Consider the following 16,053-nt stretch of genomic DNA (forward strand, 5'->3'; position numbering starts at 1 on the left):
TGCCCCCAATTGAATCCGGAGGCCCGAATGCCCTTACAACAGGCGATTGCAGAATTGCACACTCTACTAGGCGAACGTTTAAGTTTGTCCAAGTCCGATCTGGAGGCGCATGGTCGTTCCGAATCACATTTTCCATTAACACCGCCGGATGGGGTGGTTTTTCCGGAAAACACTGAAGAAACTCAAAAGATTGTAAGCATTTGCGCAACACATGGCGTGCCTGTCATCGGCTGGGGGGCGGGAACCTCTCTTGAAGGGCATGCGCTTGCCATGCGAGGCGGGATAAGCGTCGATTTTTCGCGGATGAATAAAATCATCAGCATCAACGCCGCTGACATGGATGTGGTGGTGCAACCCGGTGTTACGCGTGAAACACTGAACGAAGAATTGCGCGCGACCGGCCTGTTTTTCCCTGTCGATCCCGGTGCCAACGCGTCGATTGGTGGCATGGCGATGACCCGCGCCTCGGGGACAACAACCGTACGTTATGGCTCGATGCGCGACAATGTGATGGGCATGCAGGTGGTGCTGGGCGATGGTCGTGTGATCCAAACCGGCACGCGGGCGCGCAAATCGGCCGCCGGGTATGACCTCACCGCCTTGATGGTTGGCTCCGAAGGCACCTTGGGCTTGGCGACGGAACTCACCTTAAAGCTGCACGGCATCCCCGAGGCGATCAGCGCCGGGATATGTAGCTTTCCAGACATGGCTTGCGCGGTCGCGGCCGTCACGGAAACCATCCAGATGGGCATTCCCATGGCCCGAATCGAATTCGCCTGCGCCGATACCGCCCGAGCATTTAACGACTATGCGGGGGTGTCGATGGACGAATCCCCGCATCTCATGGTTGAATTCCACGGCAGCCCGGAGAGCACCGCCCAAGACGCCGAAAGATTCGCTGAAATCGTTTCGTATCATGATGGCTCACCGTTTCGCTGGTCTTCGCGCGAAGAAGAGCGGCGCGCGCTTTGGTCGATGCGTCACAACGGATATTACGCAATTCTGGCCTCACGGCCTGGGGCGCGGGCTTTGGTGACTGACATCTGTGTTCCAATTTCCCAACTGGCCCAGGCCGTAGAAGAAACCCAGCTTGAAATCGCCAATTCGATACTTCCGGGGCCGATTTTGGGCCATGTGGGCGATGGCAACTTTCATGCCATTTTGTTGATCGACCCTGATCAACCAGCAGAAATGGAAGAAGCCAAACGCCTGTCCAACAGCCTTGTGAAACGCGCTTTGGCCCTTGGCGGCACATCCACAGGCGAACATGGCATCGGTGTTGGTAAAAAGCCCTATATGGATGCGGAACACGGCGAGGCCTGGACCGTCATGGGGGCCATCAAACATGCGTTGGACCCACAAGACATCATGAATCCCGGCAAATTGGTGCCCGGAAACTAAACCCCAGCCCCGTTTCTGTGACCTAGCCCAGAAGCTGAAACAAATACGCCTCGGCAGACTGAGCACGCTCTGACTGCCGGGCGGCGCTGGGGGGGGGCATGGCCCCCGTTGCACAGCGGACTTGCCAATCTCCTATCAACAAACTGATCCAAAGCGTCGCCGCAGTTTCGACCGGGCCGTTTAGCTCACCTTGATCAACCAACTGTTGAAACAACGCTTGAATGCGCGGAAAAACCTCTCCGCGCCCCGATTGTGCCAAGACCTGCCCCAACGTATTGCTCGCATCTGCCGCAGCCGCGCGATTCAGGGCAATGGCCTGAGGTGACAAAAGCATCGCCAACAAAACCGGCCCAATGCCACGCAGCGTTTCGCGCGCTGAGAGGTCTTCTTTGGTTGCATGGTCGAGCGCCTCAACGATCCGCTGGGCATTTCGGGCGATAAGTGCCTGAAACAGCCCAAGTTTATCGCCGTACCACCGGTAAAGCGTTTCATTGGAGGCTTTTGCCCGCTTGGCAACCGCAAGCATCGACAGCCCCTGATATCCCTTTTCTGACATCAATGCATAAGCCGCATCGGCGATCTGCTGTTCTCGGTGTTCTTTGGCTTCGCTGCGCATCGGGTTTTCTCCTGCTTGACAAAAACCGTACACCCAATTACACCAACATGCAAACGTACACACAATTACGGATACGCACATGTTTCGATATTCTCCCACCGCCATTCCCGCCGCTCTTTGGGCGTTGATAATTCTGCAAGTCGTTATGGTAGCGTCGCTTTATGCCGGTGTGCCGCCCCACCCTCCTCGGAGCATCGCCCTCTTTGCACTGGCTCCCTTTCTCGCCGCATCCATCGCCTGCGCGGCGGCCGCGTTACAAATGGGGCGTCATGGTGGGGGCGATATTCTGGCCGTCGGTGCCGCACTCATGGCGCTGCTGAGCTTCGGACCGCAAAAATATTTCGACCCCGCCTTTCCAGAAATCTGGCCAGCAGTTCTGGCAGCGCAGCTCGCAGTTTTGACCATCATGGCGAATTTGTTCTTCAAACGCACATCCGCAAAGGCCGCCCAAGAATGAAGACCATCAGTCACCTCACCGCGATCGCTGCCATCCTGTTTTCCGGTGCCATCTTTGGGTTCTTTTATGCGTGGATTTGTTCAACGATGTGGGGGCTCGATGCGGCCAAGCCCGAGGTCGCAATCGCTGCCATGCAAGCCATGAACGCAAGCGTCCGCAACGCGGTCTTTGCCCCGATTTTCTTTGGAACACCCTGTGTCATCGCTGTTGCCGCCATCGCCGCGTGGCGGGTTCAGGCTCAGGTGTCTGGAGTGTATTTTGCGCTGGCAGCCAGCCTTTATTTTGCGGGCGCATTGCTGCTCACCATGTCGGTCAATGTCCCAATGAACGACGCCTTGGCCGCAACCCCCATCCCCGCGTCGTCCGAGGCGGCGCAGGACATCTGGATCACCTACTCATCCCGTTGGCAAACCTACAACATTCTAAGGACCGTGGTCTCGGGTGGGAGTTTGTTGTTATGCGCTTTGGGTCTTCTCAAACTGGGCCAAACGACGTCAGCTCTCAAAGAGTCGCCCCAAAACTAACCCCAAATCTGGGTCAAAGCCTGAGCTCTCATTAACCAGCCAACAGGGCCCGTGCCGCAGCGCGGGCCTCTTCGGTGACGGTATCGCCTGACAACATTCGGGCGATTTCGGCCTCCCGCTGATCTGGATCAAGCGGCGAAACATCCGATGTCGTCACCCCTGCCGAAACATGTTTGGCAACCCGCCAGTGATGCCCCCCAAGCGCCGCAACCTGCGGAGAATGGGTCACAACCAAGACTTGCCCGCCATCCGACAGCGCCTTGAGACGGCGCCCAACAGCATCCGCAGTTGCGCCCCCCACACCCCGGTCGATCTCATCAAAGATCATCGTGGTGCCGTCGTTGCGCTCCTCAGACAAACACACTTTGAGCGCGAGAAGGAACCGGCTCAGCTCCCCACCCGAGGCGATTTTGTTAAGCGCACCAGCCGGAGATCCGGGGTTGGTGGCAACGGTGAAACACACCGCATCAGCGCCCTCTGCTCCGGGCTGAACCTCGGTGATTTCTGTCACAAAAACAGCGCGTTCCATCTTGAGCGGAGCCAGTTCTGACGCCACAGCCGCATCGAGGCGTTTGGCAGCCTTGCGCCGATTCTCAGTCAACTTGACGGCGGCCGCATCATACTCGGCCTCTGCCTTTCGCAGAGCGGCTTCAAGATCAGACATCTGGGCTTCCCCAGCGTCCAAAGCCGCCAGCCGTGCCGACAGCTCAACACTGAGACCGGCCAAATCGTCGGCCTGAACCTGATGTTTGCGCGCCAAGCCCCGCAGCGCAAAAAGCCGCTCTTCGGTGTCTTCCAAATCAACCGGATTGAACTCAAGCCCGTCCAAACAATCGGCAACCCCGCGTGAGGCTTCGTCCAATTCCGCCATCGCACGGGTGAGCGCATTCATCGGCGCATCCAGCCGCCCATCGGCCTTGTCAGACGCCCCTTCCAGCCACCGCAACGCGTTGGCCATCGCCCCTTCGGCCCCTTCATACCCAAGCGCAGAGGACGCCTGAGCAATGTCATCCCGGATTCGTTCCGCCTGTTGCATGCTGCGCCGGCGCTTATCCAGCTCGGCCTCTTCGCCCGGTGCCGGACCCAACTTGTTTAACTCTTCGACCGAATGGCGCAAAAACTCTTCTTCGGCGCGGACCTCTTCCAAAGCGGTGCGCGCCTTGGTCAAGTCGCGTTTGGCTTTGCCGACTTTGGACCACGCGGTGCGAACCTTGTTGCGCGTCGCGTCATTCCCGGCATAGCTGTCCAAAATGGTCATATGCCCCTTGGGATCAAGCAAGCCACGATCGTCATGCTGGCCATGCAGCTCAACCAACGTCGCCGACAGCTGCCGCAACACATCGCCCGATACGCGGCGATCATTCACCCAACCGGTTTTGCGCCCATCGGCGGTGTTCACCCGCCGCATGATAAGCTCATCACCGCTCGGCAGTCCGGCCTCTTCCAGTACAATGCGCGCGGCATGGCCCTCAGCCAGCTCAAAAACAGCGGTGACTTCACCCTGTTTGGCCCCGCTTCGCACCAGCTCCGCCCGGCCCCGCCACCCCAGAACAAAGCCAAGCGAATCCAATAAGATAGACTTACCTGCACCAGTCTCACCGGTCAGAACATTCAGGCCCGGCTGGAACGCGAGGTCCAACCGGTCAATGATCAACATGTCTCTGATTTCAAGCGCGCGCAGCATCGTTATCCGTCCGGTAAGTCACAATGCCAGAGCCGAACCACGCCGCCCTTACAGCCATTCGCCCTTGAGCGTTTGGCGATAAGCTGACGCAAGCCAGTTGCCACTAAACAATTTCGGTTCCAAATCATGGCCCTTGAGTTGCGAGAACGCCAAGTCATACCAATCAGACGACTGATAGTTATGTCCCAAGATCGCCGCCGAGGTCTGTGCCTCTTCCACCAATCCAAGCGACAAATACGCCTCAACCAAACGGTACAGCGCTTCAGCGGTATGGGTGGTGGTCTGGAAATCTTCGACAACAACGCGGAACCGGTTGATGGCGGCACCGAAATGGTCGCGCTTGAGATAATAGCGGCCGATTTCCATTTCCTTGCCAGCCAAATGGTCAAACGCCAGATCAAATTTCAGGATCGACGATCGCGCGTATTCGCTATCTGGATAGCGTTCAATCACGGTCCGCAGGGCTTGCAACGCCTGAAAGGTCAAACCCTGATCCCGCCCGACCAATTCGATCTGGTCATAATAGCTCAGCGCCAACAGATATTGCGCATAGGCCGCATCATCGTCAGCAGGATAAAAATCAATAAAGCGCTGCGCAGCTGAGCGCGCCTCTTCGTAATTCTTGTCCTGGTGATGGGCAAAGGCCTGCATGATCAAAGCGCGTTTGGCCCACTCAGAATATGGGTACAGGCGTTCTATTTCGCTGAAAAAGAGCGCACCTTCTTCGTAATCATCGATCGAAAGCTCATACTCGCCACGCTCAAAAATCTGCTCGGCGGTGTAACCTTCAAGCGGCCTCCCACCGGGGCCCGTTCCCTTTGGCTGCAGTTCTGAACACCCTGCCAGCGTAAAAGCACCAAAGATCGCCCCGATCAGTACAAACCGTGATCTGCCCCCTGCCATGCGCGACTACCTTTTGATCTCAAGTCCGGCCACCTTGCGCGGCCCTATTGGCTTCGGTCTAGCACAGAATTTTCCGGTGCAAAACGTCTTTACGCGTATTTCATGCGCGTAGGTCCGCCCATGGCAAAAACGTCAGTAATGAAGAGGGATTTCATCCTGTTCCACGCCCGCACCAGGCAGGTTTTGGGCCAGAATATCGTCACAATGACGCATCCGATATGCCGATGGTGTCGCAAAAAGCGCACGCAAAAGGGCATTTGTCATCGCATGCCCGGCCTTGTGGCCTTCATACAGGCCAACAATCGGTGCTCCGGCTAGGGCCAAATCACCCAAAGCATCCAGCATTTTGTGCCGAACGGCTTCGTCACTATGGCGCAGACCGCCTGGGCTCAGCACTTTTTCATCGTCCACAACAACCGCATTTTCGTAGGTTCCGCCCAGAGCTTTACCTGCCGCGCGCATCGCATCGACATCTGCCGCCCGGCAAAATGTCCGGCTGTCGCACAATTCACGAACAAAGGTCCCATTGGCAAGATTCAGGCGCTTGTGTTGTTGGCCGATGGCGCGATCCACAAAATCAATGTGGAAATCCATCTGAAGCCCCTGCCCGGCTTCCACCGGTGACAAACGCGCCCAGCCCTGATCCGTTTTCACCGTCACAGGTGCAAGAATTTCGATGACCTGCATAGGGGCATCTTGGTGGCTTAACCCAATCTCAAGGATATTGCGCACAAATGGGATACTAGACCCATCGAGGATAGGAACTTCAGGGCCATCAATTTCGATCAATGCGTTGTGGACACCACAGCCCGACAGCGCCGCCATGACATGTTCAACGGTCGACACGCTCGCTCCGTCTGCATTTCGCAGCAACGTGCAAAGCGGTGACGCTTCAACCAGATCCCAGCGGGCTGGGATGCGCGACTCACCGGATGTGATATCGGTTCTTTGAAACCAAACGCCATAATCGGCAGGGGCAGGACGGATTGTCAGACAGGCCGGTTTCCCGGAATGTAGGCCAAAGCCGTCAAAGGTGATCGCCGATTTGATGGTTGTTTGCACGTGGCATCCTATTGGTTACCACGTCCCTCCCCACTCGGGTCGCGGCTTCTCGCTATGAGATACGCGTTAGCGCTCAACGGCTCAAATCAAAGATTGTAACCAAGTGAAACATGCACCGAACGCGGTGGGCGAAACCCCGCGCATCTCTCACTTGCGCCACATAACACCCTAAAATTAAACAGAAAAACAAAACACTCCACACCGTTATGCACAGGGTGATCATGTTCAATTGTCAGTAAAAACGCGCTGCGCCCTCACGGAAACTGCACCATATGACACAAAAGGAAACGCCCCCGGAGTCCGAGGGCGTTACTTTTTGTTAATAATTTAGCGGCAAATCTCGCCGATCAATTGGCCTGACGGCGCAAGAAGGCGGGGATTTCAATCCGATCATCTTCTGGCTCGGCTTCGGCTTCTGGCATTGGCGCAGGGCGCTGTGCCTGAACCGGAGGCTGTTGGCGACGCGGCGCAGGCGCTTCTTGTGCTGCCGGCTGCTGAGCATGACCTGTCATGCGACCGATCAGAGAGTTCACGCTGAAACGTGGCTTGTCCGCTTCCACTTCGGGCTGGGCTGCTGCCTGTTCTTCACGGCTGCGCGCGGCGGCCGCTTTGACACGGGCAACCATGTCAGGGTTGGGCGTACCGGCGGCGGGGCCACGTGGCGCAACAAAATCCTGTGGATCAGCTTCGATTGTATCTGGCTGCGGACGGAATTCCGCCACGGCAGGCTGATACGCTGGGGGTGGCAGACCGTCGTCGTCCAGAACCTGCTCATCCTCAAAGATGCTGTCGGTTGGCTCTTCAACATGCGCCCGCTCAGCGTCGATACCTTGGAACAACGAGGGTTCAGGCTCTTGATATTGTGCAGCAACCGGTTCTGGCTGCGGCGCAGGAATTGGTTCTGGTGCAGGAGCAACAGCCGCCTGAGCAACAGCCGCCGCAGCAACTGGGGCCATGGCAGGCGCGTCAACCGCTTTGGTCGACCCTGGCTGCGACAGTGACCGGCGGGGAAGCGGCGTTTCCGCATGGCTTTCCACCGCGTCGATCCCGGTTGCAACAACCGAAACGCGCATCATACCGTCAAGACCGTCATCAAGTGTCGAGCCGACGATGATGTTCGCCTCCTGATCGACTTCCTCGCGAATGCGGTTCGCCGCTTCGTCCAGTTCGAACAATGTCAGGTCATGACCGCCGGTGATGTTGATCAGCACACCTTTGGCACCCTTGAGCGAGATTTCGTCAAGCAGTGGGTTGGCGATGGCTTTCTCAGCCGCCTGAATGGCGCGATCTTCGCCTTCGGCTTCGCCTGTGCCCATCATCGCCTTGCCCATTTCGTCCATCACAGCGCGAACATCGGCAAAGTCGAGGTTGATCAGGCCGGGACGCACCATCAGATCGGTCACGCCCTTAACACCTTGATACAGAACATCATCTGCAAGGCTGAAGGCTTCGGTAAAGGTGGTTTTTTCATTGGCCAGACGGAACAGGTTCTGGTTCGGAATGATGATCAGCGTGTCGACAACCCTTTGGAGGTTCTCAACGCCATCTTCCGCCTGTTTCATCCGCTTGTTGCCCTCAAATTGGAAGGGCTTGGTGACAACACCAACGGTCAGCACGCCAAGTTCACGAGCCGCTTGTGCGATGATCGGAGCCGCACCCGTACCGGTGCCGCCGCCCATACCAGCGGTGATAAAGCACATATGTGCCCCCGCCAGATGATCAACGATTTGTTCAATGCTTTCTTCGGCCGCAGCCGCGCCAACCGTGGCCCGCGCACCAGCACCGAGACCCTCGGTGACTTTAACGCCCAGCTGAACACGTGACGATGACGCGCTTTGCTGCAACGCTTGCGCGTCGGTGTTGGCAACCACGAAGTCAACGCCTTCGAGGTTCTTTTCAATCATGTTATTGACGGCGTTACCGCCTGCCCCGCCCACGCCGAATACGGTGATACGAGGTTTCAACTCTTCCTGACCGGGCATGGTGAGGTTCAATGTCATGTGCTTTCCGCCTGTGCTTTGACAATCACATCAGGCCTGTTTTCGGCCCGTTACGTGCCAGAATAGCGACTGGCACCGACCACGTCACGCAAAAAACACGCATTTCATACCAAATATGCCATGTTTTTGGCCAACATTCGCGGTATTTCGCCCAAAAGGCCAGATTTTGCGGATTTCGTAACGATAAGCACAAGACAAAAGGCGCGGCGCACGGGAGGAGATGCGCTGCGTCAGGAATAACAATGTGAGGATCCTGCTCGAACCCATGGCCGCGTCTCTTGATCGGAGCGGTTAAAACAATCTTAGCAAATATCTTCCCCCCTGTCACCAAGGAATATGGGGGACCATCTATATATAGTGGGTTGCGCGCATCGAACCACTGTTCGCACCGCGCCGCCTTTGGGTCTGGCCCCTAGACAAATGTAAGATCAGCCACATCCGAGACGTTGTCGATCAAAAGCAGGTCACCGCCGCCAAAATCAATCTCAATGCCCGACAGATGCGCGCCACCTTCCGACAGGGTTGTCACGGGGCGCCATGTATATCCCCCGGAGGAAGACAATCCGCCTTGAAGGCGGATTTCGTCAACGCCGACCTCATAGTCGAACACGCTGTCGCGCCCCGAAGCAAAGACAAACACGTCGCTTTCACCAAGCGCACTTCCGCCAAACATATCGTCGTTGCCGCCGCCGCCGTTGAGCGTGTCTTCGCCATCCCCGCCAGAAAGGGTGTCCGCATGACGCCCCCCCGACAGGCCATCATCCCCCGCGCCGCCTTCCAAAAGGTCGGCTCCATTACCACCGCTCAACTGATCATGGCCCGCCTCGCCATAAAGCTCATCCGCGCCATCATCCCCCGACAACACATCATTGCCCTGTGCCCCCGCTAGGGTATCAGCACCGCTGCCACCGCTGGCGGTATCCGCGCCATATCCAGCATAGACAACATCATCACCGCCACCGCCTTCGATGTCGTCATTGCCATGCCAACCATACAAAACGTCGTTATCAGCACCGCCAATCACCGTGTCCTGACCATTGCCGCCATTCAATGTGTCGGCCCCATCTTGACCGGCGAGGAAATCATCGTCGTCCCCACCGCTCAGACCATCATCCCCGTCCCCCCCAAAAAGCGTGTCGTCCCCGACCTCGCCGTAGAGGGAATCGTCGCCCGTTCCGCCATCTAGGTAATCGTCAGAGGTTTGGCTGACATCAGAGCCGGGGGCCGTTGAATGATCGCCCCAAATCTGGTCGTTGCCGCTGCCGCCATACACCGTGTCAGACCCTTGCGATCCGGTGATCACGTCATTGCCCGACCCGCCATAAACCAAATCTTCGCCGTCACCGGCATCCATGCTGTCCGCCCCATTCCCACCCCAGATCGTGTCATCGCCGCCATAGCCAAACAGCACATCATTGCCGCCCCAACCGACATAATACTCGGCGCTGTTCTCACCGGTCCAGGTATCCGCATCGTCGGTGCCATGCGTTACGCCTTTGGGATGCGTGTAAAACGGATGATCCATATCCAGTTGGAAAAACGCCGAAGGGTGGGGAAAAATCGTCAAAGGCATGTCGCGGGCTTTCAAATCGGGCGCTGGGGCAACGCATCAAAACAAAAGGCCCTCTCAGATAACCTGAAAGGACCTGTTGAACTCAAAACTAAAGCTCTCATTGATGTCAGTCACTTGCGGAAAACCCGACCTCCGGTTTTCCTGACCTTCGCGTTACCAGTTGTCGCGGAACCACTGCACCGCACGCTTGAAGCTACGCGCCGGGTACTTGTCGACCGGGATTTCGAAATCCCACCACTCGTCTTGCGGATGCGCCGCAAAGAGCGACAACCCAACCGCGCCCGCAAAGCCCGGACCGGTGGCCGCTTGTGGCAATCCATGCACACGCAGCGGACGCCCCAGACGCACTTGGTGCCCCAAAATCCGCGATGCCAGCCCGTCGAGACCGGGAATTTGGCTCGCGGCACCGGTTAACACAATCTGCTGGCTGGGCAGATGATCAAAGCCAGCCGCATCCAAACAGCCGCGCACCTCTTCGAGAATTTCTTCAACGCGGGGTCGCATAATCCCGATCAATTCCGCCCGCGAAACCGTGCGACGATCATGTTCCCAATCGCCGGTTTCACCGTCGGTTTCGATCATCTCGCGGTCATCCATGCCCGTGGCGACAACGCCGCCATAAAAGGTCTTAATCCGCTCGGCCGTGGCCGTTGGAACCTGCAAGCCCATAGAAATGTCAGACGTCACATGGTCCCCGCCCATCCGAACCGCGTCCGAATAGATCATGTGTTTCTTCATAAAGATCGAGACGCCGGTGCTCCCGCCGCCCATATCAATACAAGCCGCGCCCAGCTCTTGTTCATCCTCGACCAAGGCCGCAACACCGGACGCATAGGCCGAGCTGGCAAGACCCGCCAGCTCCAGATCACAGCGCTTGACGCAATGGGCAATATTCTGGATCGCCTGTGCATCAACGGTCAGCATGTGCATGTCGCAAGCCAGTTCATTGCCGATCTGCCCACGCGGATCCTCAAGACCTGACCGATGATCCAACGCAAAATTCACCGGCTGCGCGTGCAACACCTCACGTCCGTGCCCAAAGTCAGGCACATCGCAGGAACTGAGAACGCGGGCGACATCTTGTTCGTCAACCGTGACGCCCATCACATCAACGCTTCCGGCCAACCCATAGCTGCGCGGCCCCGCGCCCGAGAAACAGGCAATCACATGGTCGACGCGAATACCGGCCATCTTTTGTGCCGCTTGCACCGCCGTTCGAATGGCGCGCTCGGTTTCGCCCATCGACGAAATCTCGCCGAATTTCACGCCCCGCGACCGGGTTGTTGCTGCGCCAATCACACGAAAGCCAGATTGCCCCGCCAGCGATCCAATCCCGTCATCCGCCGGATCAGATCCGTCAAACCGCAGCACCAAGCACGCGATCTTGGAACTTCCCACATCCAAAATCGCCACAACACCGCGTTGCATTGCCGCTTTGCGCATGTTGCGCATCGCCCGTTGGGATTCGTAGAGCTCGATCATTTGTTCTTATTCCCCAGCAGCATTTATAGTATGTGCGGCCCACATGGCCTGTGTCGCATCTTGACCCATGCGAATGGTGGGTCGGCGCGGAAGACGTAAATCCACCACAACCAAATCACGGGCCAGCATTTGAATGGCTTGGTCCATCGCAATGGTGCGCTCCAGCGCGCGCACCGGGTTCGCTTCAGGAAGCAAAATGCGCTGGCCTTGGTCCAAAACCACATCCCAACGCCGGGCCCCCATCCGCTCAAATCCACGCAATCGCGACCGCAACGGGCCGGTGACCTTATACAAGGCCAATGCTTCTGGCACGGCATCATGCGCCCCGTCCCCGGCAATAACCGGCAACATCACGTGATTGGCCCGCGTTTTCGTTGGTCCAACCAGCGCGCCGGTTTCATCCAAAAGCTCAAGCCCCCGGTCGCCCCGGCGCAAGACAGCAGGCACGCGTTCTTCGATTTCAATCTGCAAAACATTGCCTTGACGGACACGCACCTGGGCGCTTTTGACCGCATGCATGGCCACGACGGTCTCATGCATTTTGCCAAGATCAAGGTCAAAGGAGCTGATTGGAAAGTCGACCGGCAACGCTTGGCGGATTTGCTCGGCCACCTTTGGGCTGGCACCATCAACGGCCATCAGCTTGACCTGAAATTCAGGGCGGCTCTCGATGGTTTCGCGCGCATCGGCGATCATCTGGTTGAAGGCGGCCCGATTGTCATCAGACGACGCCCACAGCGACACCGCGCCAAAGGCCATGGCACAGGGCAAAACCACACGCATGCAAAACCGAAATCCGGGCGTGAGTTTCAACCGTTCCATCCGGTACTTCAAACGCGACGGGGCCGGATCGTGACGCGCCACTTTGGCATTGGCCGATTTTGCGTTGCGATTTAGCGGTTGCATGACGCGTCCTCCACCATCCAAGCGCAGAACTTCCCAAAGCTGAACCCCTTGGCTTGAGCCTGTTCGGGCGTCAGCGATGTCGGGGTCATGCCGGGTTGGGTGTTGGTTTCCAGCAAGATCAAGCCGTCGATACCCTTGGTGTCATCCCAACGGAAATCCGTCCGGCTCACACCTCGGCATCCCAAGGCCTGATGGGCGCGCAACGCATAGTCTTCACAGGCCGCCGTTATCTCATCGGGCAATTCCGCCGGGCACACATGGCGCGACCCGCCTTCTTTGTATTTGGCGTCATAGTCGTACCAACCGTCGGTCAAAATATCGGTCACCGCCAATGCGCGATCGCCCATCACGGTTGTCGTCAATTCACGACCAGGAACAAATGTCTCAACCATGACAGTCTGCGGCATTTCATCTGACAGCTTGGGCGGGCCGTTCGCCGCCTCATCGACCAGATAAACGCCAACCGATGACCCCTCATTATAAGGTTTCACCACATAGGGAGGCGCAAGCATATGGCCCGCCTCAACCTCAGCCTTATCCGCCAACACGCTTTGCGCAACAGGCAAACCGGCTGCGCGGTAAATCTCTTTGGTGCGTTCCTTGTCCATGGCAAGCGCCGAAGCCAAAACGCCGGAATGCGTATAGGGCAACCCCAACCATTCCAACACGCCCTGCACACAACCATCCTCGCCCCACCGACCATGCAGCGCATTAAACACAACATCCGGTTGAACAGCCTGAAGGCGGGCAGCCAGATCGGCACCCGCATCAATCTCTACAACTTCAAAACCTTCGCCCCTCAAAGCAGCAGCGCATTCCTGCCCGGACGACAGGGAGACTTCGCGTTCCGCAGAAGGCCCACCCATCAACACCACTACTTTCGGGAGTGTCCTGCTCGACATCCCAAAACCGCCTCATGTACCTGGGGTTTATCCCTTTTCGGGCTTGTCCCCTTGTTATTTTGCACGACCTGCCTGTGGTCGCGTTCATTTGGGTATCCGTCGCGTGGGCGTTGCCTTGTGGCCTATCCCTATTCCGGCGCCGGTTCACCTACCCGCATGATTTCCCATACTAGCTCTATTTGGCTGTTTTGGAAAACCCTTTTTCGCACTTCTTCCCCTAATGATTCGAGGTCGGCCGCCGTGGCCCCTCCTGTATTGACCAAAAAGTTCGAATGCATCGGGCTCATTTGCGCGCCACCAATGGTTGCACCACGCATGCCAGCCTCATCAATCACCTTCCACGCCTTCAGCTCATGGCTGTCATCCGCCTTACCTGTGCTGGAAAATCCCGCCGGGTTGCGAAACGTGCTGCCAGCTGTCCGGTCCTTGGTCGGCTGGGTTTCATCGCGCTTCTTCAATTGCGCTGTCATGCGTGCGTCCAACTCCTCCGGGTCACCCGCCACACCTTCAAACACCGCCTCAACAATCACCCATCCCTCAGGCAAATCGCTCTGGCGGTACTGGAAATTCAAATCATCAGCCGTCAGAGTGACCTCTTCACCCGCCCGCGTGATCGCCGTGGCGCTGACAAAATGATCCGCCACATAAGAGCCATAACAGCCCGCATTCATCCGCACCGCGCCACCGATGGCCCCCGGAATCGTGCGCAAAAACGTCAGATCAACCCCCGCCTGCGCGGCGCGTCTGGCCACATGCGCATCCAGTGCCGCAACCCCCGCAGTGACACGCGTGCCCTCAACCTCGATATGGTTAAAACCGCGCCCCATGCGGACCACCACGGCGCGAATACCCCCATCGCGCACAATCAGGTTTGACCCAACCCCCATCGGAAAGACAGCAACACTCGGGTCCAAGGATTTTAGAAAATCCTTGAGATCATCCCGATCAGCCGGTTGAAACAAAGCATCCGCCGGGCCGCCAACACGCAGCCAGGTCAGGTCATTCAAAGATCGATCAGGCGTCAAACGCCCGCGGGTTTGGGGAAAACTGGTCATATGGGTTTGCTAAATCTCAGCGGCCAAAAGGGCAAGCGAAAGAACAAAGCGAAGCGCCTGACCCAAAACCCGGGTAGACCCCGCACATCCTAAATAGATCTAAAACCACCCCACAAGCCAAACCAAGGATCGACAACCCAATCCATCAAGGCACAGCAGCGCCCGACACGGGGTGGGCGCAATGCGCCCGCCCATGGGGCGGGTCGGGCGCAATCGTCGCAAGGCGACGATCCAGTGGAAACACTCAGCCAAAGGCCTCTCAGCCCCCGAGCACCCCCCAAAGGTTGCCCGACGTAATCTGCGTGAAAGTTTCGGTCACCCAAGGCCCACCCTCTTTGACCGCCTCTTGGATCGCGTCGACACCTTTGTCCAACTTGTTAGCCTTGTCCGCAGCGGAAACAATCATGTCCATCGCCGAACCATCCTTCGACAAATCGGTTCCGTCTTTTCCAACAGCGTTCAACTCTTTGGCCCCCCTAGGGAGCGCCCCCAATAGAAAAGTCCAAGCAGCGGCCTTTTCTTCTTCGCCACAGTCGTCATTTGCAACGACAAACAACGCTCTTGCCAAGGCCATGCGCAGAACGCCGTCGCTATCCGTCACCATCCCGGCGGTCATCCGGATTGCCGCCTGCATCTGCTCTATCGAGAACCTTTGGGAACGCACTCTTAAACGACGTTTGACTTCCTCCAACACTTCCGGAGCCATCGCACAAATATCGTCTTCGCGATTGTGCAAATTGCCAAGCAGGCGATCCACATTGCTATCACGTCCAAACCCTTCGTCCTGCGCTTTGCGTGCAAGAGATTGCCGTGTCTCCTCGACAACGCGCAATAACTCCCGTGGGTTTGACTTATACTTAGAAACATCTTCGCGCAGTTGTTCGATGTCATTTTGAAATGCCGAAAGCGCAGCCATGCCAAGGTTGCTGGTACTTTTCTTGCAGCGGCTTTTAAACTCGCGCAATGCCGTTCGCACATCTTTGACGATTTGCTCTAAATCCCGTTCCTCAAACGGGAATGAATTGAGCTTTCCCTTACCCGCATCATAGCCAATTCTGACCCCAATTGGGTTATCGGCAATCACTTGTTCTGCAAGATGCCTTTTCCAAATCGCATCAATCTGGCGGAGCGCTTCGGGTTCGTCTTTCCAAACCTCATCCGGCAACAAGGCGATCTCAACAAACATTGGGTGATTGGCGGGTGGCGCGGTGCCGTTCAACAACCCGTTGTACCAGTCGATCCAAAAGGCCCAATCTTCAGATTGGCCACTCTCTTGCAGGATAGATTGAACACTCTCCCTCCGCTCTTGCAGCGGCGAGGTTTCAACCCATAACGGCCCAATAGCCCCTGTACCAACAGACACAAGGTTTTGCGCATCGGATTGGATATTTCGCCATATGGCGGCGGCGGTGGCTCTGGCGGCGGCGGCGGCGGTGGCTCTGGCGGCGGCGGCGGCGGCGGTGGCTCTGGCGGCGGCGGTGGCGTCGG

General features: G+C 57.3%; 14 protein-coding genes. 3 read left to right on the plus strand and 11 right to left on the minus strand.

Features of this window, described 5'->3' with window-relative positions; all coding sequences use genetic code 11:
- Positions 1-27 precede the first annotated feature (27 nt).
- Entirely contained in the window at positions 28-1,401 is a 1,374-nt protein-coding gene (locus ACRBB0_RS20935; RefSeq protein ID WP_431376411.1) for an FAD-binding oxidoreductase, read from the plus strand.
- Between the two features lie 22 nt (positions 1,402-1,423).
- Here ACRBB0_RS20935 and ACRBB0_RS20940 read toward each other — a convergent pair whose 3' ends face one another.
- Positions 1,424-2,017, minus strand: coding sequence for a TetR/AcrR family transcriptional regulator (locus tag ACRBB0_RS20940; RefSeq protein ID WP_431376412.1), 594 nt, complete (start codon positions 2,015-2,017; stop codon positions 1,424-1,426).
- A 79-nt stretch (positions 2,018-2,096) separates the two neighbouring features.
- On the opposite strand from ACRBB0_RS20940, the gene ACRBB0_RS20945 reads away from it, so the two are divergent.
- Both ACRBB0_RS20945 and ACRBB0_RS20950 read left to right on the plus strand, forming a co-directional pair.
- Positions 2,097-2,474 (plus strand): hypothetical protein, encoded by a 378-nt coding sequence (locus tag ACRBB0_RS20945; RefSeq protein WP_431376413.1) that lies wholly within the window; start codon positions 2,097-2,099, stop codon positions 2,472-2,474.
- Entirely contained in the window at positions 2,471-2,998 is a 528-nt protein-coding gene (locus ACRBB0_RS20950) for a DUF1772 domain-containing protein (RefSeq protein WP_431376414.1), read from the plus strand. Before ACRBB0_RS20945 ends, ACRBB0_RS20950 begins: the two co-directional genes overlap by 4 nt.
- 31 nt (positions 2,999-3,029) lie before the next feature.
- Here ACRBB0_RS20950 and recN read toward each other — a convergent pair whose 3' ends face one another.
- The 10 genes from recN to ACRBB0_RS21000 form a co-directional block, all read right to left on the minus strand.
- The gene (recN, locus tag ACRBB0_RS20955; protein WP_431376415.1) at positions 3,030-4,682 is read right to left on the minus strand and encodes a DNA repair protein RecN; all 1,653 of its coding nucleotides are present in this window, start codon (positions 4,680-4,682) and stop codon (positions 3,030-3,032) included.
- Between the two features lie 48 nt (positions 4,683-4,730).
- Entirely contained in the window at positions 4,731-5,585 is an 855-nt protein-coding gene (locus tag ACRBB0_RS20960) for an outer membrane protein assembly factor BamD (RefSeq protein ID WP_431376416.1), read from the minus strand.
- Between the two features lie 132 nt (positions 5,586-5,717).
- Positions 5,718-6,647, minus strand: a complete 930-nt coding sequence (gene lpxC / locus ACRBB0_RS20965; RefSeq protein WP_431376417.1) for a UDP-3-O-acyl-N-acetylglucosamine deacetylase — start codon at positions 6,645-6,647, stop codon at positions 5,718-5,720.
- A gap of 347 nt (positions 6,648-6,994) precedes the next feature.
- Positions 6,995-8,647: a cell division protein FtsZ gene (gene ftsZ / locus ACRBB0_RS20970; protein ID WP_431376418.1), complete on the minus strand. Its 1,653-nt coding sequence runs from the start codon at positions 8,645-8,647 to the stop codon at positions 6,995-6,997.
- A 412-nt stretch (positions 8,648-9,059) separates the two neighbouring features.
- Positions 9,060-10,220 (minus strand): calcium-binding protein, encoded by a 1,161-nt coding sequence (locus ACRBB0_RS20975; protein ID WP_431376419.1) that lies wholly within the window; start codon positions 10,218-10,220, stop codon positions 9,060-9,062.
- A gap of 153 nt (positions 10,221-10,373) precedes the next feature.
- Entirely contained in the window at positions 10,374-11,702 is a 1,329-nt protein-coding gene (gene ftsA / locus ACRBB0_RS20980) for a cell division protein FtsA (protein WP_431376420.1), read from the minus strand.
- A 6-nt stretch (positions 11,703-11,708) separates the two neighbouring features.
- Positions 11,709-12,608 (minus strand): cell division protein FtsQ/DivIB, encoded by a 900-nt coding sequence (locus ACRBB0_RS20985; protein ID WP_431376421.1) that lies wholly within the window; start codon positions 12,606-12,608, stop codon positions 11,709-11,711.
- Positions 12,596-13,510 (minus strand): D-alanine--D-alanine ligase, encoded by a 915-nt coding sequence (locus ACRBB0_RS20990; RefSeq protein ID WP_431376422.1) that lies wholly within the window; start codon positions 13,508-13,510, stop codon positions 12,596-12,598. The genes ACRBB0_RS20985 and ACRBB0_RS20990 overlap by 13 nt, the downstream gene beginning before the upstream one ends.
- A 128-nt stretch (positions 13,511-13,638) precedes the next feature.
- Positions 13,639-14,565 (minus strand): UDP-N-acetylmuramate dehydrogenase, encoded by a 927-nt coding sequence (gene murB / locus ACRBB0_RS20995; protein ID WP_431376423.1) that lies wholly within the window; start codon positions 14,563-14,565, stop codon positions 13,639-13,641.
- A gap of 259 nt (positions 14,566-14,824) precedes the next feature.
- On the minus strand, positions 14,825-16,053 hold a 1,229-nt coding region (locus tag ACRBB0_RS21000), incomplete at its 5' end, for a hypothetical protein (RefSeq protein ID WP_431376424.1).

This window comes from Pelagimonas sp. (assembly GCF_050633425.1).
Taxonomy (GTDB): domain Bacteria; phylum Pseudomonadota; class Alphaproteobacteria; order Rhodobacterales; family Rhodobacteraceae; genus Pelagimonas.